22 protein-coding genes and 1 pseudogene are annotated in these 24,749 nt (G+C 69.9%); 11 read left to right on the forward strand and 12 right to left on the reverse strand.

The features are described from left to right. Positions 1 to 78 precede the first annotated feature (78 nt). Genes ACIHIX_RS03565 through ACIHIX_RS03575 form a run of 3 tightly spaced genes read left to right on the forward strand, consistent with a single transcriptional unit; the run spans position 79 to position 5,730 of the window. Positions 79 to 1,137, forward strand: a complete 1,059-nt coding sequence (locus ACIHIX_RS03565; protein WP_399949260.1) for an NlpC/P60 family protein — start codon at positions 79 to 81, stop codon at positions 1,135 to 1,137. Positions 1,138 to 1,186: 49 nt separating this feature from the next. Beyond that, positions 1,187 to 2,914, forward strand: coding sequence for a DUF4062 domain-containing protein (locus ACIHIX_RS03570; RefSeq protein WP_399949262.1), 1,728 nt, complete (start codon positions 1,187 to 1,189; stop codon positions 2,912 to 2,914). Between the two features lie 5 nt (positions 2,915 to 2,919). Further along, entirely contained in the window at positions 2,920 to 5,730 is a 2,811-nt protein-coding gene (locus tag ACIHIX_RS03575; protein ID WP_399949264.1) for a KGGVGR-motif variant AAA ATPase, read from the forward strand. On the opposite strand, the gene ACIHIX_RS03580 is transcribed toward ACIHIX_RS03575, so the two are convergent. The 3 genes from ACIHIX_RS03580 to ACIHIX_RS03590 all read right to left on the reverse strand — a co-directional run bounded on the left by ACIHIX_RS03580 (position 5,720) and on the right by ACIHIX_RS03590 (position 7,824). Continuing rightward, a complete protein-coding gene (locus tag ACIHIX_RS03580) occupies positions 5,720 to 6,604 on the reverse strand; it encodes a hypothetical protein (protein ID WP_399949266.1) in 885 nt (294 codons plus the stop codon). The two genes, ACIHIX_RS03575 and ACIHIX_RS03580, sit on opposite strands and share 11 nt — an antisense overlap. Positions 6,605 to 6,841: 237 nt before the next feature. Further along, a complete protein-coding gene (locus tag ACIHIX_RS03585; protein WP_399949268.1) occupies positions 6,842 to 7,030 on the reverse strand; it encodes a DUF397 domain-containing protein in 189 nt (62 codons plus the stop codon). Then, positions 7,027 to 7,824 carry a helix-turn-helix domain-containing protein gene (locus ACIHIX_RS03590; protein WP_399949270.1) on the reverse strand — a complete coding sequence of 266 codons (798 nt, stop codon included), beginning with the start codon at positions 7,822 to 7,824 and terminating at the stop codon, positions 7,027 to 7,029. Before ACIHIX_RS03590 ends, ACIHIX_RS03585 begins: the two co-directional genes overlap by 4 nt. 143 nt (positions 7,825 to 7,967) lie before the next feature. On the opposite strand from ACIHIX_RS03590, the gene ACIHIX_RS03595 reads away from it, so the two are divergent. Next, entirely contained in the window at positions 7,968 to 8,489 is a 522-nt protein-coding gene (locus ACIHIX_RS03595) for an ATP-binding protein (protein WP_399949272.1), read from the forward strand. On the opposite strand, the gene ACIHIX_RS03600 is transcribed toward ACIHIX_RS03595, so the two are convergent. Next, positions 8,380 to 9,081: a LuxR C-terminal-related transcriptional regulator gene (locus tag ACIHIX_RS03600; protein WP_399949273.1), complete on the reverse strand. Its 702-nt coding sequence runs from the start codon at positions 9,079 to 9,081 to the stop codon at positions 8,380 to 8,382. The genes ACIHIX_RS03595 and ACIHIX_RS03600 overlap by 110 nt on opposite strands. Next, on the reverse strand, positions 9,081 to 10,409 hold the full coding sequence (locus tag ACIHIX_RS03605) for a PspC domain-containing protein (protein ID WP_399949275.1): 1,329 nt from the start codon (positions 10,407 to 10,409) through the stop codon (positions 9,081 to 9,083). Before ACIHIX_RS03605 ends, ACIHIX_RS03600 begins: the two co-directional genes overlap by 1 nt. 154 nt (positions 10,410 to 10,563) lie before the next feature. On the opposite strand from ACIHIX_RS03605, the gene ACIHIX_RS03610 reads away from it, so the two are divergent. Further along, on the forward strand, positions 10,564 to 12,099 hold the full coding sequence (locus tag ACIHIX_RS03610; protein WP_399949277.1) for a PspC domain-containing protein: 1,536 nt from the start codon (positions 10,564 to 10,566) through the stop codon (positions 12,097 to 12,099). Then, on the forward strand, positions 12,086 to 12,337 hold the full coding sequence (locus ACIHIX_RS03615; protein ID WP_399949279.1) for a hypothetical protein: 252 nt from the start codon (positions 12,086 to 12,088) through the stop codon (positions 12,335 to 12,337). Before ACIHIX_RS03610 ends, ACIHIX_RS03615 begins: the two co-directional genes overlap by 14 nt. A gap of 22 nt (positions 12,338 to 12,359) precedes the next feature. Here the strand turns inward: ACIHIX_RS03615 and ACIHIX_RS03620 are convergent, their stop codons facing one another. From ACIHIX_RS03620 to ACIHIX_RS03630, 3 genes are all read right to left on the reverse strand, one after another. Continuing rightward, positions 12,360 to 12,896, reverse strand: coding sequence for a TQO small subunit DoxD (locus tag ACIHIX_RS03620; RefSeq protein WP_399949281.1), 537 nt, complete (start codon positions 12,894 to 12,896; stop codon positions 12,360 to 12,362). Positions 12,897 to 12,997: 101 nt separating this feature from the next. Beyond that, positions 12,998 to 13,201 (reverse strand): hypothetical protein, encoded by a 204-nt coding sequence (locus ACIHIX_RS03625; protein ID WP_399949283.1) that lies wholly within the window; start codon positions 13,199 to 13,201, stop codon positions 12,998 to 13,000. Between the two features lie 58 nt (positions 13,202 to 13,259). Beyond that, positions 13,260 to 14,537: a hypothetical protein gene (locus ACIHIX_RS03630; protein WP_399949285.1), complete on the reverse strand. Its 1,278-nt coding sequence runs from the start codon at positions 14,535 to 14,537 to the stop codon at positions 13,260 to 13,262. A gap of 187 nt (positions 14,538 to 14,724) precedes the next feature. On the opposite strand from ACIHIX_RS03630, the gene ACIHIX_RS03635 reads away from it, so the two are divergent. Next, positions 14,725 to 15,612: a DUF4429 domain-containing protein gene (locus ACIHIX_RS03635; RefSeq protein WP_399949287.1), complete on the forward strand. Its 888-nt coding sequence runs from the start codon at positions 14,725 to 14,727 to the stop codon at positions 15,610 to 15,612. On the opposite strand, the gene ACIHIX_RS03640 is transcribed toward ACIHIX_RS03635, so the two are convergent. Then, a complete protein-coding gene (locus tag ACIHIX_RS03640; RefSeq protein WP_399949289.1) occupies positions 15,609 to 16,439 on the reverse strand; it encodes a class II aldolase/adducin family protein in 831 nt (276 codons plus the stop codon). The two genes, ACIHIX_RS03635 and ACIHIX_RS03640, sit on opposite strands and share 4 nt — an antisense overlap. 178 nt (positions 16,440 to 16,617) lie before the next feature. Here ACIHIX_RS03640 and ACIHIX_RS03645 point away from each other — a divergent pair, with 178 nt between their 5' ends. Together ACIHIX_RS03645 and ACIHIX_RS03650 are read left to right on the forward strand one after the other, a co-directional pair. Next, the gene (locus tag ACIHIX_RS03645; protein ID WP_399949291.1) at positions 16,618 to 17,262 is read left to right on the forward strand and encodes a hypothetical protein; all 645 of its coding nucleotides are present in this window, start codon (positions 16,618 to 16,620) and stop codon (positions 17,260 to 17,262) included. Positions 17,263 to 17,304: 42 nt separating this feature from the next. Then, positions 17,305 to 17,778 (forward strand): pyridoxamine 5'-phosphate oxidase family protein, encoded by a 474-nt coding sequence (locus tag ACIHIX_RS03650; protein WP_399949293.1) that lies wholly within the window; start codon positions 17,305 to 17,307, stop codon positions 17,776 to 17,778. Between the two features lie 6 nt (positions 17,779 to 17,784). On the opposite strand, the gene guaA is transcribed toward ACIHIX_RS03650, so the two are convergent. Continuing rightward, positions 17,785 to 19,362, reverse strand: a complete 1,578-nt coding sequence (gene guaA, locus ACIHIX_RS03655) for a glutamine-hydrolyzing GMP synthase (protein WP_399949295.1) — start codon at positions 19,360 to 19,362, stop codon at positions 17,785 to 17,787. Between the two features lie 340 nt (positions 19,363 to 19,702). Here guaA and ACIHIX_RS03660 point away from each other — a divergent pair. Then, positions 19,703 to 19,969: pseudogene (locus ACIHIX_RS03660) on the forward strand (chorismate mutase); the annotation flags it as partial. Positions 19,970 to 20,527: 558 nt separating this feature from the next. Here ACIHIX_RS03660 and ACIHIX_RS03665 read toward each other — a convergent pair. Further along, entirely contained in the window at positions 20,528 to 21,634 is a 1,107-nt protein-coding gene (locus ACIHIX_RS03665) for a hypothetical protein (RefSeq protein WP_399949297.1), read from the reverse strand. A gap of 227 nt (positions 21,635 to 21,861) precedes the next feature. Here ACIHIX_RS03665 and ACIHIX_RS03670 point away from each other — a divergent pair, with 227 nt between their 5' ends. After that, positions 21,862 to 22,890, forward strand: a complete 1,029-nt coding sequence (locus ACIHIX_RS03670; RefSeq protein WP_399949299.1) for an LAETG motif-containing sortase-dependent surface protein — start codon at positions 21,862 to 21,864, stop codon at positions 22,888 to 22,890. A gap of 78 nt (positions 22,891 to 22,968) precedes the next feature. On the opposite strand, the gene ACIHIX_RS03675 is transcribed toward ACIHIX_RS03670, so the two are convergent. Further along, positions 22,969 to 24,747 carry a GMC oxidoreductase gene (locus ACIHIX_RS03675; protein WP_399949301.1) on the reverse strand — a complete coding sequence of 593 codons (1,779 nt, stop codon included), beginning with the start codon at positions 24,745 to 24,747 and terminating at the stop codon, positions 22,969 to 22,971. Positions 24,748 to 24,749 lie beyond the last annotated feature (2 nt).

Raw genomic sequence — 24,749 nt, forward strand, 5'->3', positions numbered from 1 at the left:
GCGGCCGGTGACGGCCCGGGGCGGCCACCACCGGCTCCTCCGGTCGAGGCGGTCGTACGAAAGGACGTGCAAGTCCACGTGGCAGCGCACCGCAAGCCCAGACAGCGCTCGGTCGGCGGCAACACGGCCCGTACGGCGGCGACGATCGCCCTCGCGGGCGCGGCGACCGCGACGGGTTTCGACGGGATCGGGCACGCCGACCCGAACCTGACGCCAGCTCAGGTCAAGGCGAAGGTGGACAAGTTGTACCAGGAGGCGGAGGTCGCCACCGAGAAGTACAACGGCGCGAAGGAGAAGGCGGACGCGGCCGAGGAGCGCCTGAAGACGCTGCGCGACGAGGCGGCCCGCAAGACGGACAAGCTCAACTCGGCCCGGGACGCGCTGGGTTCGATGGCGGCGGCACAGTACCGGGAGGGCGGGCTTGACCCGTCCCTCCAACTGGCCCTGTCCTCCGACCCCGACCACTACCTGGACAGCGCGGAGTTCGTGGACCGCGCGGGCACACGGCAGGCGGCGTCGGTGGCGAGCGTGCGCAGGCAACTACGCGAGATCGAACAACTCCGAGGCGCCGCCCACGTCGAACTGACCTCCCTCAAGTCCCGCCAGGCGGAGCTGAAGCGGCACAAGAAGACCATCACGGGAAAGCTGGACGCGGCGCGGCGCCTGCTGGCCCAGCTCCCGGCGGAGGAACGCGCGACCGACACCCAGCACACGTCGCGGGGCTCAAGCACGGGCGGCGCCCGGGACACCCTCACCCCCACCACGGGCTCCACCGCCCAGGCCCCCAACTCCCGCGCGGCCGCAGCCGTTTCCTACGCCTACACCAAGCTCGGCAGCCCCTACGTCTGGGGCGCCACCGGCCCCGACGCCTTCGACTGCTCCGGCCTCACCCAGGCGGCATACCGCTCCGCCGGCATCTCCCTCCCCCGCACCACCTACGCCCAGATCGACGCCGGCCGCCGCGTCTCCCGCTCCGAACTCCAGCCGGGCGACCTCGTCTTCTTCTACTCCGCCATCTCCCACGTCGGCATCTACATCGGCAACGGCCAGATGATCCACGCACCGAACCCGACGGCGCCGGTACGGATCGCGCCCATTGACGAGATGCCGTTCGCGGGGGCGACGCGGGTGGTGTGACCAAGCGGACCTCCCTCCGGCTTCGCCGCCTGTACCTTGTCCTCACCGCGTGAGGAGCGAGGTACGCAGGGTGAAGGTCTATCTGTCGTCCACAGTGTCCGACCTGGAGAAGTACCGTGCAGCGGTACTGGCCAGGCTGCGCAAGCTGCCACTGGACGTCGTCGCCATGGAGGACTACGCGGCCTTCGACGAACGGCCGTTGGAGAAGTGTCTTGCCGACGTGGCGAGTTGCGATGTCTACGTCGGCCTCTTCGCCTTTCGCTACGGGTACGTCCCCGAGGTCGGTCCGCAGAACCCGGACGGGCAGTCGATCACCGAGCTGGAGTACCGCAAGGCCGGCGAGTCGGGCCGCAAGCGGCTGATCTTCCTGGTCGACGACGACGCCTCGTGGCCCATGGGGCACGTCGACGCGCTGACCGCCCCCGGCACGTCGTCGGCCACCGGCATCAAACGCCTGCGTGACGAGCTGAAGAAGGTCCACGGCGTCGGCTGGTTCACCAACCCCGGCGACCTCGCCGCGGACGTGGTGTCGGCGGTGGCGGCCGACCTCCAACTGCCGCCGGGCGCCCTCGCCCCGCCCAGACCCGTGGCGGAGCCACCGCATCCCCGGAAGCTGGTCCACGACGTCCATCTGCTGCACGCGCTCAAGGACCGTGAGGCGGCGGACCAGTTGGCCACGGCGGTGGGGGCGATGTGGAACGTCACCACGTCCTCCACGGACCTCCTCACCACCACCCCCCAGGAGATGCTCACCCTGGACCGTGCCGTGACCGCGGCCCGCACGGTCGGCCTCCTGCTGTCCCCGCCGCTGATGACCGTGCTCGCCGAGAACCCCGACCGCACCCATCGCGTCCTGAACCTGGCCCGCGCCCGCACCGGACATCCCCTGCTCGGCATCGTCGCACCGGGCTCGGACCCCGACGCGCTTGCCGCCGAAGCCCTCCAGTGGGGCATCACCGAGACACTCGCCGAGTCCGCGACCCTGACGCTGCCGAACCGCCTGCACGCGGCGCTCCTGCAAACCGTCGGACTCCAGCGCCCCGACCACGAGATAGGCCTGCCGGTCGTGGTGGTGGCCATGACCGACACAGAAGCGGACGGCCTGCTCGGTACGGCGTCCGGGCAGGTGCGGGAGATCATCGAAGGATTCGGTCTGCCCCCGGAGTCGATCCGCTCCCGGTACGGCACGACACGAACGAACTGGAAACCGTTCGGCGCCGAGGGCCTGCTCATCGCCCAGGTCCTGGAGAGCGCGGTGTCCGGCCTCAGCGACCCCGATCTGCGATTGCGCGGCCGGCAGATCCGACTCCAGCCGTATCTCTTCGACGACTTGCTCTCCTACGACCTCGCCCACTCCCTCGTCTTCCAGGACGTCTCCCGCAATGGCTGCCTGGTGGTGGCCGACGAACTCTCCTTGCTCCAACCGGACTTGCACGACGCGTTCCGGGCTTCCCCGCTCTACGAAGGCCCCCAGATCTCGTTGATCACCCTCTCCCCCGGTGACCCGGCCACGGGCACTCCGCACGAGCTGATCCGACAGGTTCTGGCCGAACGCCTCCACCACCCCCACTACCGCTTCGACGACGCGCTCGACCCCCTCTGCGAGATGAACGTGGCCAGCAGACGCCACCTCGACCGCTGGCTCCGCGCCAGCCTCCCCCAGACCCTGGACGCCTACCGCAACGCCCGGCCGAGCGCCGACAAGGCCCGGCTCCTGGAAGCGGAACTCGGCACCCGCCCCACCGGCGCCATGGCCCGGCTCGTCACGGAAGGCTGAGCGACGTGATCGTCACGTTCTACTCCTACAAGGGGGGCGTCGGCCGCTCCATGGCCCTGGCCAACATCGCCGACCAGTTGGCTAGAAGCGGGATGCGCGTCCTGATGGTCGACTTCGACCTGGAGGCACCGGGCCTGGAACACTTCTTCCCGATCGAACACGAGCGGGTACGCGGCCGGGAAGGCCTACTGGACCTGCTCCTGGCGTTCAAGTACGCGATGTCCGTGGCCGCTTCGTCCGCCGAGGAGGGCGAGGAGGACGCCTACCGCGACCTGGACCGCTACATCTGCAGCGTCTACCCCCGCCGCTCGGACGGCGGCCGTCTCGACCTGCTCGCGGCGGGCCTGCGCCAGACCGACGAGCAGATCACACGCTACGGCAGCGAACTGCGTCGCTTCGACTGGCAGGACTTTTACTACGTCTGGTCGGGCGAGCTGTTCTTCGAGTGGTTCCGCAGGACGTGTGCCGATCAATACGACGTCGTCCTGGTCGACAGCCGAACAGGAGTGACGGAGCTCGGCGGGGTCTGTGCCTACCAACTGGCCGATGCCGTCGTCGCCCTGTGCGCACCCAACCTCCAGAACATGGAGGGCACGGCATGGATGGTCCGGCACTTCCTGTCCCCGCAGGTGAAGGCAGTGCGCGGCGACCGTCCACTGGAGGTTCTGGTGGTCCCGTCCCGGGTGGACCAACAGGACCCTGGCCTCCTGGCGGACTTCACCGAGCGTTTCGCACGGACGTTCGGCCGATTCACTCCCTCTGCGCTGGACGAGGCGGGCCTCACCTTCTGGGAACTCCAGGTGCCGTATGTGCCCGCCTACGCTTTCGACGAGCAGGTCATCACGGATCCGGGGCGGACGGATGACCGCAGAGCGCTGGTACGGGCGTACGACAACCTGCGCAACGCGATCGCTCTGCTGGCCCCTGACCGGAACCCGATCGCGGCGTTGCGGCCGACGCCGGGCGCTGTCGGCAGAGAGCCGGTCGAGACCCGATATGACCCTACGACGCGATTCGCGACGCCGGATGTCTCGGTGTCGCACAGCCGCACGGGCCGAGGGGCAGCAGATCAGATCCGGGAGCTGCTCACCCTGCGAGGAAACCTCAGGGTCGCCGAACCCGTGGCCGGCCAGCGGTGGCACATGGGCATCCGACCGGCCAAGGTCAATCTGGTCCTGGTCAGCCCGCCGGGGAAACTGAGTCTTGGGCAGCTGGCCGAACTGGATGCCCTGGCCGCCGTTGAGGCACGTGTGCTGCCCGTCCTGCTGCCGGGCATCATCCGGATGCCGCAGGAACTGCGGGACTACACATGCCTCGACTTCAGCGACGGGCTGGACGCGGACCGGCTGCTGGAGACCGTGCAGGCGGGCCTCAGACAGTCGAAGACGAGGAACACCTTCACGGAGAATGCCGATCCGGCGCCGTATCCCGGGCTCATGCCCTTCTCGGAGTCCGACGCGCCGGTGTTCTTCGGGCGTGACGAACTGGCGGCCGAGGTCCTGAACACCTTGGCGCGCCACGGGACGTGCGCGGTCATCGGTGGGTCGGGAAGCGGCAAGACGAGCCTCGTGAACGCCGGTGTGCTCCCGGCTCTTCGCGCGGGAGCGCTGCCGGGCAGCGAACTCTGGCCGATCGTCCGGGTCCACGGGGACGGCCGTGCGACGGAGTTGGAGGCAGTGCTGCGTTCGCTGGCCGACCTGCCCGAGAACTCCCGCAAGGTGGTCGTCGTTCTGGACCAGTTCGAAGAACTCCTCACTCGTGAGCCAGTCGGCCGCAGTCACCCCCTCGACTTGTTGCGGACGCTCATGCGCGCGCCGGATTCGGCGTTCCTCCCGCTGACCGTCCTGCGCGCCGACTTCCTGACCCAGGCTCAGGATCACGCGGTCTCCTTCATAAAGCACCGGGTGCACGTCACCCCCATGAGCCCCGAGGAACTCCGGCAGGCCGTGGAGATGCCGGCGCGATACGTGGGGCTTCAGCTGGAACCGGGCCTCAGCGACCGCCTGCTCGCCGACGTGGGCGGCGAACCCGGGGCCCTGCCACTCCTGCAGTCCGCTCTCCACAACATGTGGACGCGCCGGAGCGAGGGCTACCTCACCCATGACGGATACCTGGACATGGGCGGCGTACAGGGAAGTCTGGCCATTGCCGCGGAAGGATGGTTCTACTCGCTGTCGGACGACGACGCGCACAGGGCCCGCGAACTCCTCTTGCACCTGGTCACCATCGGATCCGACGGCGAGCCGCTGCGGCGAGCGGTGCCCACCGAGACCATCGCAGCGACGGGAGCCACCGATCTGTGCGAACAACTGCTGCAACGGCGGTTGTTGGTCACCGGGTACCCCACCAGGACTGGTCAACCTCAGGTACAGCTCGCCCACCAGGCTCTCGTCGACAGCTGGCCGAGATTCCACGCATGGATGCTGGAGGCGGGTTCAGCACTCCGGCTACGCCAGATGCTGTCCGAGGCCGCCGCGGACTGGCTGGCGTCCGGGCAAACACCCGAAGGACTTCTCAGCGAGCGGAGTCAGGCAGCCGTTGAGGACTCCATCACAGGCAGACTGATGCTCGGGGAACTGGAGAAGGACTTCTTGGCGGCTTCACGGGCTGATGCCAGGAGGAGGCGCCTGGCAGCCACGCTGACCGCCATCGCTTTGTTCGCTGTCGGGCTCGCAGTCGCTGCTCTCGGCTACTACATGCCCATGGACACTCTGACGACCTTGCTACTGGCCGTGGACACGGTAGCCGCGGCGGCTTTGGGTTGGGCCTGGACGACGCGATTGTCCAGACGCGAACGCCGCTCCCTCACGCTCTGATCAGACCGGCCCGAATTTCCTCGACCCATGCCTGGGCATCCCGGACTTGTCTTCCCGTCGGAACCGGTTCCGCGCCCCCGTCCCGCCCTGCACAGGCCCGGCAGAGACCCCCCGGCAACGCCTCGGCCCGCCCCGGCACCCCACAGTCGATGCACTCCACCAGGAGCCGGGCTACTCGCACAGCCGGAGCGGCAGGACGCTCCGGCGGCATCCGGTCGACCAGCCGACGCCGCACGAAGGCGCGTGGCGAGTGCACCTGGTCCGGGAGCCCGGCGACCAGCACCTGAGACAACTGGTCCGGCGACGTGCCCCGGGCCAGCCATTCACCGGCCAGCTCTTCGAGCGCGGTGCAGTCGGCGGCGGACAGGGCGAGGCGCGGGTCGCGGAGACCGAGGCGGGCGAGGGTGTCGTAGGCCTCGGACGGTGGCGGTACGTCGGCCACGACTGCCTTTGTCCCGGCCTCGGGCGGCGTCACGTCACCTTCGAGCGTCCCGGCCCACCATTCGTCGTCACGTGCGGTACGTGACCAGAACGTGTGGAACACCCACCGCGTGCCGGTCTCGCCCTGGGCGGGAGGGATACGACGCCGTACGCGCCGCAGATGCCCCGCGCGCCCGAGCTCGTTGAGCGCCGAGCGCACGGCCTGCTGGCCGTAGAGGGGTTGCGCCTTGGCGAGGGTCTTGGCGTCCATCGCCGCGTTCTCGGGGAGCTGGTCGATGAGGCTCGCGAGATAGGCCTCGCGGGGTGAGAGGTGCTGGAAGTCGGCGGGTTTCCGCCGTTGTTGGTCCGGGGCGGAGCGCTTGCCGTAGCCGGGCTTGGCCATGGGATGGGCTGCGGGGGCGGGCAGGGCAGCGTTAGAGTTTTCGTAAGCCACGAGATCGGTCCTGATCTTGAGGGCGAGACCCCGGCGGGTGCTGCTAACACCCGACCGGGGTTGTTTGTTGTCGCGAACGCTAGAGGTTCGCGACTGTGCGTCGCAACCTGATCACGAAAAGTCATCTCCGCTGCCATGTGCGGAAGTTGGCGCACATGAGGGGTGGGAGGGTGGGTGGATTCTTTCCGCCCATTCCTTGAAAGAGGAGCTCGGGTCTCGACGTCCGAAGCCCGGAGCTCAGGCCTCGCGGGAGGCGTGGGCGATGAAGGCAGCCCAGGCGTCGGCAGGCACGTCGAAGCAAGGGCCTTGGGGGCCGAGCTTCGAGTCCCGGACGCGGGTGGCGTGGGGGTGGAGGGCGACTTCGAGGCAGGCGCCGCCCTGGGAGTCGCTGTAGCTGGACTTGACCCACGTCAGCTCAGTCTTCATAGCTCCTGTGCCACCTTCCTGATGAACGCAGCCGACTCCTCAACTCCGAGAGCCTGCATGCGGATCATGCCATGTGCCTGTGCGAGGTCACTGACCTTGTGCGCATCAGCATGAAGTGCGCTGGTCTCCGGACTCTCGACGTAGGCGAAGTGCTCGTGATCAGCCGTCTCCAGCAGAATGAACGACCCGTTGAGCGCGAGACCCCCGCACTTACCGAACGGCAACACCTGGATGGACACGTTGCGCCGCGCACCCACCTCGGGCAGATGGAGCAGCTGCTCTCGCATGACCTCCGGCCCGCCGACCCCAGTGCGCAACGCGGCCTCATAGATGACGAAGCCGTACACCGTGCCCGCCCGCCGCCTCAACGCCTCCTGTCTCGCCAACCGCCCCCGAACCCGCTCCCCCACCGTCTCGTCGTCCAGTGGCGGACAGCTCTCGCCGATCAACGCCGCCGCGTACTCCCGCGTCTGCAACAAACCCGGAACCAGCCCCAGCGAATAGTCGTGCACGGCGATCGCCTCGGCCTCCAACTCCATGTACTCCTGCGACCGCGCAGGAAACGGCTCCGGCTTCAGAAACTCATGCCCCGCGAGCAACTTCCCCCGCGCCCCGCACATCTGGTCCGCGACCTGCAACAACCGCAGGGTGGGACGTCGGCGCCCGCACTCCATCGACTTGACGTACTCGTAGTCGTACCCGGCCTCTTCGGCGAGCGCCTGTCGACCGACGCCCGCCTCCTCGCGCCAGAGCTTGACCTGCCCGCCGCAGTACCGCCAGTTCGGCTGAGTCATCGTTCGCGCCCACCCGTCTCCCGCCGACACCCCGTGTACACGCACCCTCTGTACACACTCCGCCACTCCCCGAGGTTACGCGTCAACCACCAGCCTGATCACGGCAAACGACGGAGAAGCACCCGCACGAAAGAGACGCGCGCATGCCCGAGGAAGCAGTCGAGTGGCAACTGCCCCGCCACCCCCGCAGCGTGGGCCGGTCCCGCGCACGGCTTCGTGAGCAGGCCGCCGACTGGAAACTCCCGGACGACGTCACCGACACGGCCGTGCTGCTGCTCAGCGAGCTGATGACCAACGCCTATCGGCACGCCCGCGTCTCCCCCGGACGCGAGATCCGTACGCGCTGCACGCTGGAGGACGACGGTCGCCGGCTTCGTGTCTCGGTGACGGACGCGAGTGACACGATGCCGACGTTCCGGAACCCGTCCCCGGAGGACGAGTCGGGGCGCGGCCTGATCCTGGTCACCCTGCTCGCCGACGAATGGGGCACGGAGCCTCGCCCGAACGGTCTCGGCAAGACCATCTGGTTCACGCTCGACCTGGACCTCGACGCGACTACACCAGCCGCCTCGCCGTCGCCCACCGCGTCAGCTCATGCCTGTTCGACAACTGCAACTTCCGCAGTACCGCCGACACATGGGACTCCACCGTCTTCACGGAGATGAACAGCTGCTTGGCGATCTCCTTGTAGGCGTAGCCGCGGGCGATCAGTCGCAGCACCTCGCGCTCACGCTGGGTGAGGCGGTCGAGGTCCTCGTCCACCGGGGGCGCGTCAGTCGAGGCGAAGGCGTCCAGGACGAAGCCGGCCAGCCTCGGGGAGAACACCGCGTCGCCGTCCTGGACGCGGAAGATGGAGTCGACCAGGTCCGTGCCGGTGATGGTTTTGGTGACGTAACCCCTCGCTCCGCCTCGGATCACGCCGATGACGTCCTCCGCCGCGTCCGAGACCGACAGCGCCAGGAAGCGGACGGGCTGCTCCGCGTCCGCCATCAACGGGGCGCAGCGGCGCAGGACCTCGACGCCGCCGCCGCCCGGGAGGTGGACGTCGAGGAGGACCACCTCGGGGCGGGTCGCGGTGATGACCGTGACCGCCTGGTCGACGTCGGCGGCCTCGCCCACGACCTCCACGCCGGTCTGCTCGGTCTGGCCGATCTCGGCCTGAACTCCCGTACGGAACATACGGTGGTCGTCGACGAGCACCACTCGCACCCGGCGCTCGCCCGTCACAGTGTCGTTCGCCTCGGTCGGGTCGCTCATCACGTGTTCTCCGCCCTCTCCATCTCCAGTTCGACCTCCGTGCCGCCGCCCGGCACCGCGCGCAGGCGGGCCGTGCCGCCATGACGCTCCATGCGGCCGATGATCGATTCTCTGACACCCATGCGGTCGGCGGGTATCGATTCCGGGTCGAAGCCGGGACCGCGGTCCCGGACCGACACGAAGACCGTCTTTCCCTCGACCTCGGCGTAGACCTGCACCGCGCCGCCCTCGCCACCGTACTTGGCGGCGTTCACCATCGCCTCGCGCGCGGCCTGCATCTGTGCCCCGATGCGCTCGTCGAGCGGGCAGTCGCCGACGATGACGACCTCCAGGGGGACGCCGTGCTTGTCCTCGACCTCGGCCGCGTTGCGCCGTACCGCCTCGGCGAGGGTGTCGGGTTCGTCGGCCTCGTCCTTGCCGGTGCCCTCGGGTTTGTACAGCCAGGTGCGCAGGTCGCGCTCCTGGGCTCGGGCGAGGCGGCGCACCTCGTTCGCGTTCTCCGCGTTGCGCTGGATCAGGGTCAGGGTGTGCAGCACGGAGTCGTGGACGTGGGCGGCGACCTCGGCGCGCTCCTGGGCGCGGATGCGCATCAGGCGCTCCTCGGAGAGGTCCTGGGTCATGCGCACGAGATAGGGGCCGGCGAGGAGCGTGATGCCGACCAGGACAGCGAGGGCTGCCTGGAGGACCGAGCCGAGGTGCGCGGCCGAGCCCTGCATCACGAAGATGCCGGACACGCCTGCCGTGACGAGCAGGACACCGCCGGCGGCGCGCAGCAGGCTGAGGGTCCGCCTGCGGCGGCCCACCTCGGCCCAGCGGGCCCTGCGGGCGTTGTCCGCCTGCCGCCAGACCAGGGCCACTCCGGCGCCGACGAGGACGGCGGGCCAGAGATAGGCCTTGGCGCCGGTGCCCACGTTGACATTGCCGACGAAGACCATGGCCACCACGACCATGAGGAGCAGGGCGACGATCTGGCCCTTGTCGGGTCTGCGGGCGACGAGGCGGCGGCGGCCGTCCGGCGAGGTCTCGGTGGTGACGAAGGACGGGGGTTTCTGCCCGCTCACGCCACCGACGCCTAGCGGCACGAAGAACCAGAACGCGGCGTACAACAGGGCGCCCAGGCCGTCCGCCATGAACAGACCGGCGAAGACGAGCCGCACCCAGATCACGGGCAGCCCGAGATGCCCGGCGAGCCCCCGCGCCACCCCCCCGAGCCAGCGTCCGTCACTGCTGCGGTAGAGCTTGCGCGGCGGCCGCGGTTCGACGAGTGGCGCTGCTGCGGCTGCATCCGGCATGCCATCGATGTTCACACGGCGCGACGGCCCGGGCATCAGGGTCGGCCCCCTAGACTCCCCTGATCTTCGAAACGGGCCGGAGCGGCGAGGCCCTCGAACGTCTCCCCGGCCTCGGGTCAGGGGCGATATCAGGGTCCGGCCAGGGTCGTTCCGACTCCCGTCGCGGCAGCTCGCCCGTCACCATGGACACATGACAGATCACCAGCACGCCGCGGACCGGGTGCCCGACGAGGGCCCCTCGTCCGCCGCGCCCTCCGCGACCGCCGCCGGTGAGGAACCGCGCGCACACGAGCGGGTGGGCGCACACGAGCAGGCGGACGCGCACGAGCAGGCGGACGCGCGGAAAGAACAGCGGGATCCGGGCGCGGCCGGACGACCGGGCAACGCCCGTGAGAGCTCCCGGGTTCCCGGCGGCGGGACGAAGACCGAGACCGACGCCGAGGCGTCCGCGCCGCCCGCCCGGTTCCGCCGCGACCGGCGGCACAAGGTGCTCGCCGGGGTGTGCGCCGGACTCGGGCGACAGTGCGACATGGACCCGGTGATCTTCCGGATCACGCTCGCGGTGCTCTCCGCGACCGGCGGCATCGGCCTCATCTTCTACGGCTTCGCCTGGCTCTTCGTGCCGTACGAGGACGACGAGGAGAACGAGGTCCGCAAGCTGCTGACCGGCCGTGTCGACGGCCAGGCCCTGACGGCCGTGCTGTTCGCGCTGGTCGGCTGCGGCGTGTTCCTGACGATGTTGAACAACGGGACGGTGCTGACCTTCGCCGTCATCGTCTCCCTGCTCCTCGCGGGCTCCGGGTACTGGGCGCGGCAGCGCGGCACCCCCGACACCGACCCGCTGGCCGCCCAGGCCGCCGCCGACGCCCCGCCGGAGGCCCAGGCCCCGCCGGTCAGCGCCACGTATCCCTCGTGGTGGCGCGACCCCATCGTCAAGGACGGCACCCACGAGGGCGGCACGGGCTATCTCTGGGGCCCGGGCGATGCCCGCACCCGGGACATCGCGGACGCCATCGACTTCAGCCTGGCCCCCGGCTACGGCCATGCCGGCGCGGACATACGGGCCGCGCGCCCGCAGCCGCCCCGGCAGCGCGGCCCGCGCTGGATCGGCGGCTGGCTCTTCCTGCTCGCCCTCCTCGCGGGCGGTCTCGGTACGGGTCTGACCTGGGAGGAGCACCCGCTAGGCACCAGCCTTCAGACCGGTCTGGCCTGCGCGCTCATCGTTCTCGGCCTCGGCATCATGGTCAGCTCGTTCCTCGGGCGCACGGGGGCGGGCTCGATCTTCCTGGCGGTGCTCACGGCGGGACTGCTCGCCGGGGCGACGGCCGTGCCGAAGAACATCGGCACGGACTGGGTCCGTGAGAACTGGCGGCCGACCGCGGTGGCGGACGTCGAGCGGAAGTACGACCTGGGCACCGGCGTCGGCACGCTCGATCTGAGCGGCCTGGACCTCGCCAAGGGGCAGGCCCTGGAGACCGAGGTCGAGGTGGGCGTGGGCAAGGTGAAGGTGATCGTGCCGAAGAACGCGACGGTGAAGGTCCATATCGACGTGGGCGTGGGCGACATCCAGCTGCCCGGTGACGACAAGGAGGACGTGGACGTGGAACCGGGCAAGTACAAGGAGGTGACCTTGGCACCGGCCAAGGGCGTCAAGGCCTCCGGCACCCTCGACATCGATCTCCAGGTCGGTGTCGGACAGGCGGAGGTGAGCCGTGCTGCGTCATGAGTTCCGGCCCGGAAAGCTGATCGCCGGGTTCTTCCTGGCCCTCGCTGGCGTCATCTACGCAGGTGACGCGGGCGGCGCCTGGGAGACACCGTGGTTCGCGATCATCCCCGTGGTGACGGCCGGCCTCTGCCTGGCGGGCGCGGTGGGGTTCCTGAGCCACTCGATACGCCGCCGCCGCGGAACGGCGGGCAGCACCCGGGGAACACAGGACGCCCCTCCCACGGAGATACCTCGATAGGCACCGACGACTGGACGCGGCGTCAGTACGCTCCCGCGGGTTGTCGGCGTCGGCCCCTGATCATCGCGTCCAGTGACAGATACGGCGCCCCGGCCAGGACCAGCGGCAGCCAGGCCATGAGGTAGGCGAGGTCGTTGCCGTAGTAGTACGGCTCGGCGGCCCAGCTCATCGTCAGCCACAGGCTGAGGGAGATCAGGGCACCGCCGAGGGCGGCGAGGCGGGCCAGGAGGCCGAGGAGGGTGCCGAGACCGACGGCCAGTTCACCAAAGGCGATGGCGTAGCCGAAGCCCACGGGGTTGTTCAGGGCCATGTCGACCATGGCGGGGATCGCCGAGGACTGCTTGACGTTGCGCATCTGGTCACCGATCGAGCCGGCGCCCGAGTCCTTCATGAAGGCGCTGTCGGTGATCTTGTCCAGGCCGGCGTAGATGAAGGTGACGCCCAGGAAGACGCGGAGCGGGAGCAGGGCGTAGTGGGTGGCGGTGTCGCGCCAGCTCCGGCCACCGCCGCCGCCGTCGAAGTAGGGGGTGTGCGTGTCCGTACGAAAACCGTGAGTCATCGCTCCTAGCCGCCTCTCACCCAGCGTGCCGTGACCCCTCAAAAGACGATACGCACGAAAGGGAGAAGCCGCTCAATGCCGGAGCGACAAGTTTCAACAACTCAGATGTGCGCCCGGATCCGGCGCACGGGGTGGCCCAGAACCTCGCCAACAGCGGCCAGTTCCTCGTCGCCGAGCCCGTCCGTCTCCGGGGCGGCCTGGCCTCCGGTCAGGGCAGTCACCAGGGTGCCGGCCCGGTCGGCGGCCGAGGGTTCGGGCTGCCAGTACGGGTCGGTCGGGACGACGGAGAGGACGTCGTCGCTCATGGTTCGGACCTTGGCGTTGTCAGTGAAGGGAGAGGTGTCGCCGGTGATCGTCCATCGCTCAGTCCGTCACGTCGATCGCGTAGCGGTTGGTCTCGACACCCGCCGCGGTGATGACCTGCACCTCCACCCGGCCCGGTTCCACGTCCGCCGGGACGGGGACGGTCAGGACGGCGTCCGTGGGGTTGCTGAAGCCGCCGATGACGGGGACGAGGGGGACGTGGACATGGACCGTGCCCACCCGGACCGTCATACGGGACAGCCGCTCCGCGTCCTGGGCTCCCGGCGGGACGAAGCCGGCGCCGCGGATCTCGATGTCGTCGCCGGTGCGGATCGGGGCGTCGAGGTCACCGGCCTCGCGGGCGCGTACGACGGAGAGGATGACGGGGCGACCGCCCTCGGCGTACTTGCCGGCCACATAGGTCGCCGCCGAGATCAGGACCACGACCGCCAGCCCCCAGGGCAGGTCGGGCAGCTGGTCGGGGCGGCGGGCCAGCCGTACCGCGGCGAACAGCAGCGCCACCGCGCCGATCACGACGTACTGGATGTCGGCGAAGGTGCCGCGCCCGGCGTCGTCGGCGAGCAGGTCGGCGGCCCTGGGGCGGTCGGCGCGCACCTTCTGCAATCGCTGCCCGAGCACCCGCAGCCCGACCACGCGCCGTACCAGTACAGCGATCCCGCAGACCACGGCGAGGACGGTCACCACACCGGCGCCGCGGGCGAGTTCGAGGCCGGAGATGAGCGCGTCGCGCTCGGCCGGGTCGGACGCGGCGGCGAGCCGGCCGACGAGGACGAGCACCGCGTACGCGACGAACAGCACCCAGGCCACGGCGATCGCGCGGGAGGTGGAGAGACGGTTGTCCTCGCCGATGACCGGGGCCAGCGCGCCGCCCCGGGCGCGGTGGAACCAGGAGGCCGCGGTCAGGGCACCGGCCGTCAGCAGGGCGGCCAGCAGCCCGGCGGTGCGGGCGGAAGTCCAGCCCGCACCGATGGCGGTCAGTGCCTGGACGAGCAGGAGGACGACCACGCCGGCCCACACCGTGCAGGCGGTACGGCTCCACAGGCGGGCCAGCCAGGCCTCGCCCTCGGCGCGGCCGCGTTCGGCGACCAGCTCCGCGGACTGGGTCAGCTCCTCCGACACCCACTGGCGGGAGGCCGAGGCCGAGTGGGCCACGGCGGCCGGCAGGCCCTGACCGGCGGCGAACTCGTCCCGTCGCAGGAGGAATTCGGCGACCGCCCGCCGATGGCCCTCCCGCGCTCCGTGGGGACAGTCGCCGCAGGTGCAGCCGCCTCCGTGCGCGCCCGCTTCCCCGCTCTGTCTCGCCTCCTGCACCGCCACGCCCGACGCCCGCCTTCCCCGCGATCTCCACGACGCGCGGCCTCTGCCGAGGTCTCGGCCGCCGCTCTGCAACTCCCGTGCGATGACAGCGAATTGTGCCCTACGCCACGGGGGGCTCGTCCGGCAGGTCTGGTCAGGGCGGGTGAAGCCGGGGCCGCCGTGTTGACCTGGCTGCGAGAATTTCTCTATGGCCGAGATCATCCAGCGCGACGGGACCTGGGCCTTCGACGGCACGACGGTCAGGATCACACCGGGACTTCATCGCTCGGTGCCGCTGTTCCGGCAGACGTACGGGGAGATCGCCGTGCCCCTGGAGGCCGTCTCCGGCGTCGTCTTCGAGCCCGAACGCAAGCGGGGGCGGCTGCGGATGCGGCTGCGGGAGGGGGCGGATCCGCTGTTGCAGGCGACCGGGGGACGGCTGCCGGACGCGGCGGACCCGTACCGGCTGGCGGTGGACGTCGACCGGGCCGGGGTCGCCGAGTACGTGGCGGAGGAGATCCGTCGGGCGCTGCTGCTGGACCAGATCCCGAAGGAGCCGACGAAGACGTATCTGCTGTCCGGGCCGCCGGTCCCGGTCTCCGTCCGCTCCTCCGACGGCACGGTCTCCTTCGACGGCCTCCAGGTCCGTATCGACTGGACCGACACCTCGGACCGGGTGAAACGGGCGACCGGCCCGCGGATCATCGCGCTCACCGACCTGGCGGGCGTGGAGTGGTTGCCCAACTCCGGTTACGAGGACGGCTTCCTGCGCTTCGTGACCCGCGAGACGGCGTTCTCCAAACTCCCGCCGGAGAAGGACCCGTACGCCCTCGACCTGTGGGGCAGCGCCCGCCGCGACCTGCTCACGGCCCTGGTCGCCACCGCGGTCACCGCCCGTCTCCCGCACCCCTCCACCCGCTCGGCGACCGACGACCCGGACCGACCGCACCGGCTGCCGTCCGCGATCCCACCCCAGGCCGACCATCACGACGTACTCCTGCGCAGACTGCGGGAGCTGGGCGAGCTGCATCGCGAAGGCGTCCTGACGGACGAGGAGTTCGCGATGACCAAGGCCGTGGTGCTGCGGGGCTTCTAGCCCCGCGCAGCGGCCCGCTGGCTCAGCAGATCCGGCTCGCTGCGGCTGATGTCCTGCCACAGCGGCTGGTAGTTGATCCACGCCACCAGGTCGCCGCCCAACTGCTCCCTGGTCGCGACCGCCGCCTTGTGGTCGATGAGGATCGGGCGGCCGGCCGCCTTGGCCATGAGCTGGACCTGGCTGGAGCGTTCCATGGACAGGAACCACCAGGCCGCCGCGTCCACCGAGTCGCCGACGGTCAGCAGTCCGTGGTTGCGCAGGACCAGGCCCTTCCCGGAGCCCAGGGCGGCGGCGATCCTGCGGCCCTCGGCGGTGTCGACGGCGACGCCCGAGTAGGCGTCGTACACCGCGTGGTCCTCGTAGAAGGCGCAGCTCTCCTGGGTGATCGGGTCCAGGAGGTCACCGAGGGCGGAGAGGGCGCGGCCGTGCACGGAGTGGCAGTGGGCGACCGCGACGACGTCGGGGCGGGCGGCGTGGACCTGGGCGTGCACGGTGAAGGCGGCCTGGTTGACGTGGTAGCGGCCCTCGATCACCTGCCCCTCGGTGTTGGCGAGGACCAGGTCGCTGACGGTGACGTGCCGGAAGGGCATGCCGAACGGGTTGACCCAGAAGCAGTCCGTGAACTCCGGGTCGCGCGCGGTGATGTGACCGGAGACCCCGTCCTCGAAGCCCTGCCGCCCGAAGATCCGCAGCGCGCCCGCCAGCCTCTCCTTGCGGTGCCGGCGCTCGTCCTCCACCGAGTCGTGCATCGGCGGCATCGCGAACCGGAGGCTGTCGGTGGGCAGGGGGGCGGGCGGGGTCGGTCCCGGTTCATACGTCCCGTGCATCGGTCCTCCAGCACTGGGGTGGCTTCACGGGGCGGAAGTTACCGTCGGTCAGCGCAGGAGAACAGGAGTCTGAGGTAACGATGCCGTGTGCAACCGTTCCGGGGGTTCGGCTGTCTGCTGTGCGGAACCTCAAGTTCCCGACACTTCAGCACCTGTTTTCAGTCACCCGGAGCCCTCCTTGAGCCTCGTCGAACGTCACCTCAGCTCCCTCATGCGGCAGCTCGCCACGCAGGACCACGTCGAGCTGGTCCACCCCTTCGCCGAGCACAAGTTGTTCGGGGCGCTGGTCTACGTCGCCGAGTGCTTCGGTTTCCGCTACGCCGGTGTCCGCCTCGTCGGCCGCCACAAGATCCTCCACGTCCATCTGGTCCGCGACACCCACCCCGCGGCCCAGCAGCGCGCCGCCGCGAACCTCGCCGCGTTCCCGCAGGTCGGCGTGGGTGGCACGGTTCCCGGTATGTACCTGAACTCGCTCACGCCGGTCCCCGAGGCCCAGGCCGACATCGACCTGATCATCGCGCTCATCAAGTACGACGCCCTGGTCGAGGCGGGCAACCCCCGCCAGCTCAGGACCATCGGCTGGGGCGCCGCCGCCCTGTTTCTGCTGATGGCCCCGCTGACCGGCAAGTACGCCGTCCTCCTGCCGCTCGCCGTGCTGATGCCGGCGTTCATGTACGGCGCGCTCCGCATCAACACCGTCCGCCGCGCCAAGCTGGCCGCGCAGCTCACGGCGGGCGGCTGCGCGCGGGTACGGGACGACGCGGGACGGGAGCGGTACGTGCGCCCGCTGCCGTACGCCGCGCAGGGCACGCAGGCCGCGTAATACCGGACAGCACATGTCGGGTATCGGCGCCACACTCGTCGTATGACTGCGAACTGGTCCGTCTTCACCGCTGCCGAACCCGATCTCGCCAAGGTCGTCGAAGAACGCTTCGGCGCCTTCACGCACCACACCCTCGCGACCCTCCGCAAGGACGGCTCACCCCGCACCAGCGGCCTGGAGGTGCGGTTCCTGAACGGTGAGCTGTGGCTCGGCATGATGCCGAAGTCGCTCAAGGCGCTCGATCTGCTGCGCGACCCGCGCTTCGCGCTCCAGGCGAATCCCGGGGAGGGGCAGAGTCTGGGCGGCGGTGATGTGCGGATCAGCGGGCGGGCGATCGAGGTCGTGGACGCAGCGACCAAGGCCGCGTACGGCGAAGAGGTGGAACCGCCGGAGCCGTTCCACCTCTTCCGCACCGAGCTGACGGAGGTCGTCAGGACCTACGTCGAGGACGACACGTACCTCGTCGTCCAGGTCTGGAAGCCCGGAGAGCCGGTGCGGACTCTCAAACGGACCTAGGAAGACCTACTCCCACTCGATCGTGCCCGGCGGCTTCGAGGTCACGTCGAGGACGACTCGGTTGACGTCCGCCACCTCGTTGGTGATCCGCGTGGAGATCTTCGCCAGCACCTCGTACGGCAGGCGCGACCAGTCGGCCGTCATCGCGTCCTCGGACGACACCGGGCGCAGGACGATCGGGTGGCCGTAGGTGCGGCCGTCGCCCTGGACGCCGACCGAGCGGACGTCCGCGAGCAGGACCACCGGGCACTGCCAGATGTCCCGGTCGAGGCCGGCCAGCGTCAGCTCCTCGCGGGCGATGGCGTCGGCGTCACGGAGCAGGTCGAGCCGCTCCTTCGTCACCTCGCCGACGATGCGGATACCGAGACCCGGGCCCGGGAACGGCTGGCGCTGGACGATCTCGTCCGGCAGGCCCAGTTCCTGGCCGACCATCCGGACCTCGTCCTTGAACAGCTTGCGCAGCGGCTCGATGAGCTGGAACTCGAGGTCCTCGGGGAGGCCGCCGACGTTGTGGTGGGACTTGATGTTGGCCGTGCCGGTACCGCCACCGGACTCGACCACGTCCGGGTAGAGCGTGCCCTGGACGAGGAACTCCACCGCCGGACCCGCGTCCGCGATGATCTCCACCTGGGCCTGCTCGAAGACCCGGATGAACTCACGGCCGATGATCTTCCGCTTCTCCTCGGGGTCCGAGACCCCCTTGAGCGCGGTGAGGAAGCGCTCCTCCGCGTCGACGACGACCAGCTTCACGCCGGTCGCGGCCACGAAGTCCTTCTCGACCTGCTCGGTCTCGCCCTTGCGCATCAGACCGTGGTCGACATAGACGCAGGTCAGCTGGTCGCCGATGGCACGGGCGACGAGGGCCGCGGCCACCGCGGAGTCGACGCCGCCGGACAGCCCGCAGATGGCGCGCTTGTCGCCGACCTGCTCGCGGATGAGGGCGACCTGCTCCTCGATCACATTGCCGGTGGTCCAGTCGGGCTTGAGGCCCGCGCCCCGGTAGAGGAAGTGCTCCAGGACCTGCTGGCCGTGCGTGGAGTGCATGACCTCGGGGTGGTACTGGACGCCGTAGAGCTTCTTCTCGTCGTTCTCGAAGGCGGCGACCGGGACGACGTCCGTGGAGGCCGTGACGGAGAAGCCCTCGGGGGCGGCGGAGCAGGCGTCGCCGTGCGACATCCACACGTGCTGCTCGTCCGGGGTGCCCTCGAAGAGGGTGGAGGACGACTTCGAGACGTGCAGATCGGTGCGGCCGTACTCACGGGCGCCGGTGTTGTCGACGGTGCCGCCGAGGGAGCGCGCCATCAGCTGGAAGCCGTAGCACATGCCGAAGACGGGGACGCCGGCCTCGAAGATGGCGCGGTCGAGGCTCGGGGCGCCCTCCTCGTACACGGACGAGGGGCCGCCGGAGAGAATGATCGCCGCCGGGTTCTTGGCGAGCATCTCCTCGACCGGCATGGTGCTCGGCACGATCTCGCTGTAGACCCGCGCCTCGCGGACGCGACGGGCGATGAGCTGGGCGTACTGCGCGCCGAAGTCGACGACCAGGACGGTGTCGGGGGCGGCGGCGGGGGTCGCTGATGACACGGGGTGCCTTCCGGCGGTTTGGGCGAGGGCTGTGGGACCGATTCTAACGGGGTGCGGCCGCGCCCCGTCCCGAGCGGTGAGCCCGCCCCCTCCCGTCCGGTGGATGGACCCCGGTTGGACAGGATCCGGCGCGCGTGCATACTGCTGCCATGCTCACGCACCCGACCTTCCTCTTTACCTATGGCAACCGGCCCGCCGGCTGCCATGGTCGTGCTGCTTGAGCTACTGACAAGCGACTTCCCAGGCGCCCCGGGCCGACAAGGTCCGGGGCGCCTGTCGTTTCCTTCCGGATCTTGCCGCTCCGGGGCAGCCCTCGAAAAGACACCACAGACACCACGAGGAGCCCCCCGTGACCACCACCACGCCCGAAGCGGTCATCGCCGACGCCCGCGAGCGCATCGACGCCATCGACGACCGGATCATCGGCCTCATCCAGGAACGCGCGGCCGTCTCCGCCGTCGTACAGCAGACCCGTATCGCCTCCGGCGGGCGGCGTGTGCACCTCGCGCGCGAGATGGAGGTCCTCCACCACTTCAGCGAGGCGCTCGGCAAGCCGGGCACGTCCCTCGCGATGACGCTGCTCGAACTGTGCAGGGGTCGCATCTGAGTTCGGACCCCGTCTCACCCGTACGGCGCGTGACCGCGTCGCGAACCGCTTCGTTGGTGGTGGTGTCCGCGTCAGCCAGGGGCGGGCCCGAAAGAACCACGCGTGGCTCGCTGGGGCGATGAGACGTTCGGATCTTGCCGTACGTCGTGGGACCTCGCTCCAGGTAAGTGACCGGACGGCAGGGGACAGCAGCCCGGTCACCCAAGAGAACGGTCGGCTCCGGGGACGCCCGGGGCCGACCGACGGGACAGAAGGCTGGGTCAAACGGTTGCGGAGGCCGGATCCATCCAGCACGATGCCTACAAAGCCCAAGTCCCCCTGTACACACCCACATTGTCTGTGCGTTTCGGCACTGCCAGAGGTCCAGACCATCCGCACGTCCCGGTCACGCCGGGGCGCCGACCCCGGGCACAAGCCAGGCGCGCAGTCCCTCAGGACCAGCGGCGCAACCCCCCGGCGCCGCTCCCCAGGCACCGGCGCTGCCCTGACGCCGGTGCTGACGAAAGAAGGGCCCCGCGGTTCCGTCCCGCGGGGCCCTTCGCATGCCGGTCAGCCGTGTCAGGTGCGGGACACCGTGCCGCAGTCCTTCTCGTCACCGATGTCCTTGCTGCGGTCGTACGGGTCCGTCGTCGGCCCCGACGGAGGCGTGCCGGTGGGCTGGGACGAGGGGAACTCCGGGTGCAGGAAGCCGTCGTCCACGTCGCAGGAGGAGTTGCCCGCGCTCTCGTCGCGGCGCAGGACGGTGAGCTTGCCGGCCGTGGCCCGGTACTTCGCCGGGTCGGGTATCTCGACGTCGAGGACCCGGCGGACGATGGTGCGGGTCACCTCGGTGGTGCCGTCGGTGCGGACCACCGGGTAGACGAAGGTGTAGTCGGCGTGCACGGCGACGGAGGCGTGCTCGCCCTGCTTGAAGGTCATCCGGCCCCGGACCTTGACCACGTCGCCGACCAGCCGGATCTCGTCGGGGTCGAAGCGGCTGAACATCGTCAGCGGGTCGTTGTCCTTGCTCGGCCGGCTCAGGGCCTCCTTCAGCTCGCTCCTGACGCCCTGCTCGGGGTCGAGGAGGTTCAGGGCCGCCGTGGGTGTCCCGCCCCGGAGGGTGGCCTTGTCGAGGTTGGACTCGATCAGGAGCTCGCGGGTCAGTTCCAGCGTCTGCTCGACCTTCGCCGCGGACTGCGCGCCGACCGCCTTCGCCTTCGGTACGACGATGCCGGCCTCGCCGTCGGCCCAGCGCTTGGCCGGGGAACCGGCGAACGGATCGTCCAGGGTCGGAGTGCCGGCAGCCGCGGACTGCGGCGGACCGGTCGGCGCCGCCGTCTCCGCGGGCAGGGTCTCGGTGGCCTCGTCCGCGGCGCCGGAGCCGAAGGGGTCGCCGGGCAGCAGCGACGGCTTGATCGCCACGACGGCCACGGCCACGGCGAGCAGCACGCCGAGGGCCTTCCACACCGCGCGACCGCGTTTCTTCTCCTGCCGGGCGGGGCCGGTACGCCACCCCTCGGGCAGCTCACCCCGCGCCTCCTGCTGCCGGAGCCGGTCCGTCACCATGCGGGCGCGGGCCGAGGGCTCCTTGGGAGCGGCCTGTTCATTGGCGCGAACGAACTGTTCCCAGACCTCGTCGGGGACTTCGGGGGTCGAGGAGGAGTCCTCGGCAGGCTTGTCAGACACGAGCCTCAGTTCTAGGGGTTCGGAAAGCGCCTTCACAAGGACAATCAGGCGGGATCCGAATGTGACTCAGGACACATAAAAATTCTGTGAATGCGAGTGCAACCGTTCACACCCCTCGTGGATCAAACCATGCGTACCAAGGGCCACAGCCGCGCCCCACACGCGGGGTCCCACCGCCCCACTCGCGTGCTGCGACGCGCAGCACACCGGACTTCTTGAGGTCATTCATGAAGCTTCGCCGTGCCATGGCCGCAGCGGCTGCGACGGCTGTCATAGGACCGCTCGCGCTGCTGTCCGCGCCTGCCGCGTTCGCGGACGAGACGTCGACGCCCACCCCCACCGAGACGGTGACGGAGACGCCGACCGAGCTCCCCAGCGACACCGTTTCCCCGACGGCGACCGAGGAGCCCAGCAACACCGCCTCGCCGACGGACACCGCCTCGCCCACCGCGACGGCCACGGACACCACCTCACCCACCGCCACGGCGACCGACACGGGCGAGCCCGAGCCCACCGACTCGGCCGAGCCGAGCGAGGAGCCGACCGACCCGGACGTCCCGTACTGCGAGGACCTCGACGAGGACTTCACGGACGCCAAGGTGTCCGCGGACATCAAGGGCCTGCCGGGCAAGATCGTCGCCGGTGACGGCTTCCACAGCTTCAAGCTGGTCGTCACCAACGAGTCCGGCACGACGGTCGACGGCGTGGCCTTCTACGCCGAGATCGAGAACTACGAGCTCGACGAGGCGAAGTTCCTGAGCCCGTACGTCGACCTGGAGTTCAAGAACCCCGAGACGGGTTCCTGGGACCGCATCGGCAACGACGAGTGGGCCGGCGACTACTTCTTCTTCGTCGACGAGCTGAAGGCGGGCAAGAGCCAGTCGGTCAACCTGCGCGTCAGCATCGACGCCAAGGCCCCGGCCGGTGACGCCTACTCCTTCGGTTCCGGCGCCTACCTCGACAACGTCGACGGTCAGGACTGCATCGCCGAGGGCTGGGCCCAGTACGACTTCTCGGTCCTCAAGGCCGGCTCCGAGAACCCGAACCCGGGCGACGCCACCCCGAGCGACAACGGCTCCAAGGACTCGGTGAAGAAGCCGCAGGGCGACGTCTCCGAACTGCCGACCGGCAACCTCGCCGAGACCGGCTCCAGCTCCGCGCTGCCGACCATCGGTCTCGTCGGCGGTGTCGCGATCGTCGCCGGTGCGGGTGCCGTCTTCGCGGTGCGTCGTCGTAAGGCCGGCGCGCAGGCGTAACACAAGCCGGCTGCAAGAACAGAGAAGGACCTGCGCTCGGAGGGGGGTGCAGGTCCTTCTCCATGTCCGCTGTGCGGGCTACGACTTCGGCGGCACCGTCGGCATTCCGAGGAACGGCAGCTTCAGTGCGCCGAAGGCGTCCGCCGGGACCGCCGGTGACTTGGGCTCGACGGCGCCGAGCCTGACGTATGCCTCGTGCTGGGCCGGACGCGGGTCGGCCTCGCCGTTGTTGGGCCAGTACGACATCGCCCGCTCGGCCTGGGCGGTGATCGTCAGCGACGGGTTCACGCCGAGGTTGGCGGAGACCGCGGCGCCGTCGACGACCGAGATGCCGGGGTGGCCGTAGAGCCGGTGGTACGGGTCGATGACCCCTTCCTCCGGGCTCGCGCCGATCGGGCAGCCGCCCAGGAAGTGGGCGGTGAGCGGGGTGCCCATCAGTTCGCCGACGTTCGAACCGGCGAAGCCGTTGATCTCCGCCGCGATCGCGGACGCGGCCTCCGAAGCCGCCCTGATCTGTTTGGGGTTGGGTGCGCCATGGCCCTGCCGGGCGGTCAGCAGGCCCTTGCCGACGCCGTCCGGTTTCAGGTACGTCGTCAGGGAGTTGTCCAGCGACTGCATCACCAGCCCGATGATGGTCTTCTCCGACCACCGCCGGTTGGACAGGGACCGCAGCACGAGGACGGGATGCCGGGCGGCGTTCACCACCCATCCCAGGACCCGCGACGAGCCCTCGGCGTAGGGCACTTGGAGGATGGACAGACCGCCCATCGAGTTGGAGCCCCGGCCGTAGCGGACGGGCTCGATATGGGTGTTCTCGTCCGGGTGGATGGACGAGGTGATGGCGACGCCCCGGGTGAAGTCGACCCGCTTCTCCCCCGTCACCTTGCGATAGCGCCGGTTGTCGGTCTGCGCGCCGACCAGGGCCTCGGAGTTGGTGCGGGTCAGCTCGCCCAGCTTGGCCGAGAGGTACGGCAGTTGGCCGCTCGCCTTCATCCGGTGCAGCAGCGTCTGGGTGCCGTAGGTGCCGGCGGCGATGACGACCCGGTGGGCCTTGAAGGTCCGCCCCTCCCCCGTCCTCCTCCGGTCGGTCGGGAGGGTGGCGATCGCGTAGCCGCCCTGCGAGTCGTCCGTGACCGAGACGACCGTCGTCATGGGGTGCACGACCGCGCCCGCCTTCTCGGCGAGATGGAGGTAGTTCTCGTTGAGGGTGTTCTTCGCGCCGTGGCGGCAGCCGGTCATGCACTCACCGCACTCCGTACAGGCCTTGCGGGCCGGTCCCGCGCCACCGAAGTAGGGATCGGCGACCTGCTCACCCGCCTTGGCCCGCACCGAGCCGTCGGCGTCCTGGCCGTCGCCGAAGAAGACCCCGACGGGCGCCATGTGGAAGGTGTCACCGACGCCCATCCGCTGGGCGGCGGCCTTGAGGTGGACGTCGGAGGGGGTCGTGGTCGGGTTGAGCCGTACGCCGAGCATGCGCCGCGCCTGGTCGTAGTACGGCTTCAACTCCTCCTCCCAGTCCGTGATGTCACGCCACTGCGGGTCCTCGAAGAACGGCTTCGGCGGTACGTAGAGGGTGTTGGCGTAGTTGAGCGAGCCGCCGCCCACCCCCGCGCCCGCCAGCACCATGACGTTGCCCAGCAGATGGATGCGCTGGAGGCCGTACATGCCGAGCTTGGGGGCCCAGAGGTAGTTCTTGATGTCCCAGGAGTTCCTGGGGAGGGTGCCGGGGGTGAACCGGCGGCCCGCCTCCAGGACGCCCACGCGATAGCCCTTCTCGGTGAGGCGGAGAGCGGTGACCGAACCGCCGAATCCGGAACCCACGACGATGACGTCGTAGTCGTAGTCGTCCTGTGGCACGT

It is taken from the genome of Streptomyces sp. NPDC051913, assembly GCF_044593635.1.
Lineage (GTDB): Bacteria > Actinomycetota > Actinomycetes > Streptomycetales > Streptomycetaceae > Streptomyces.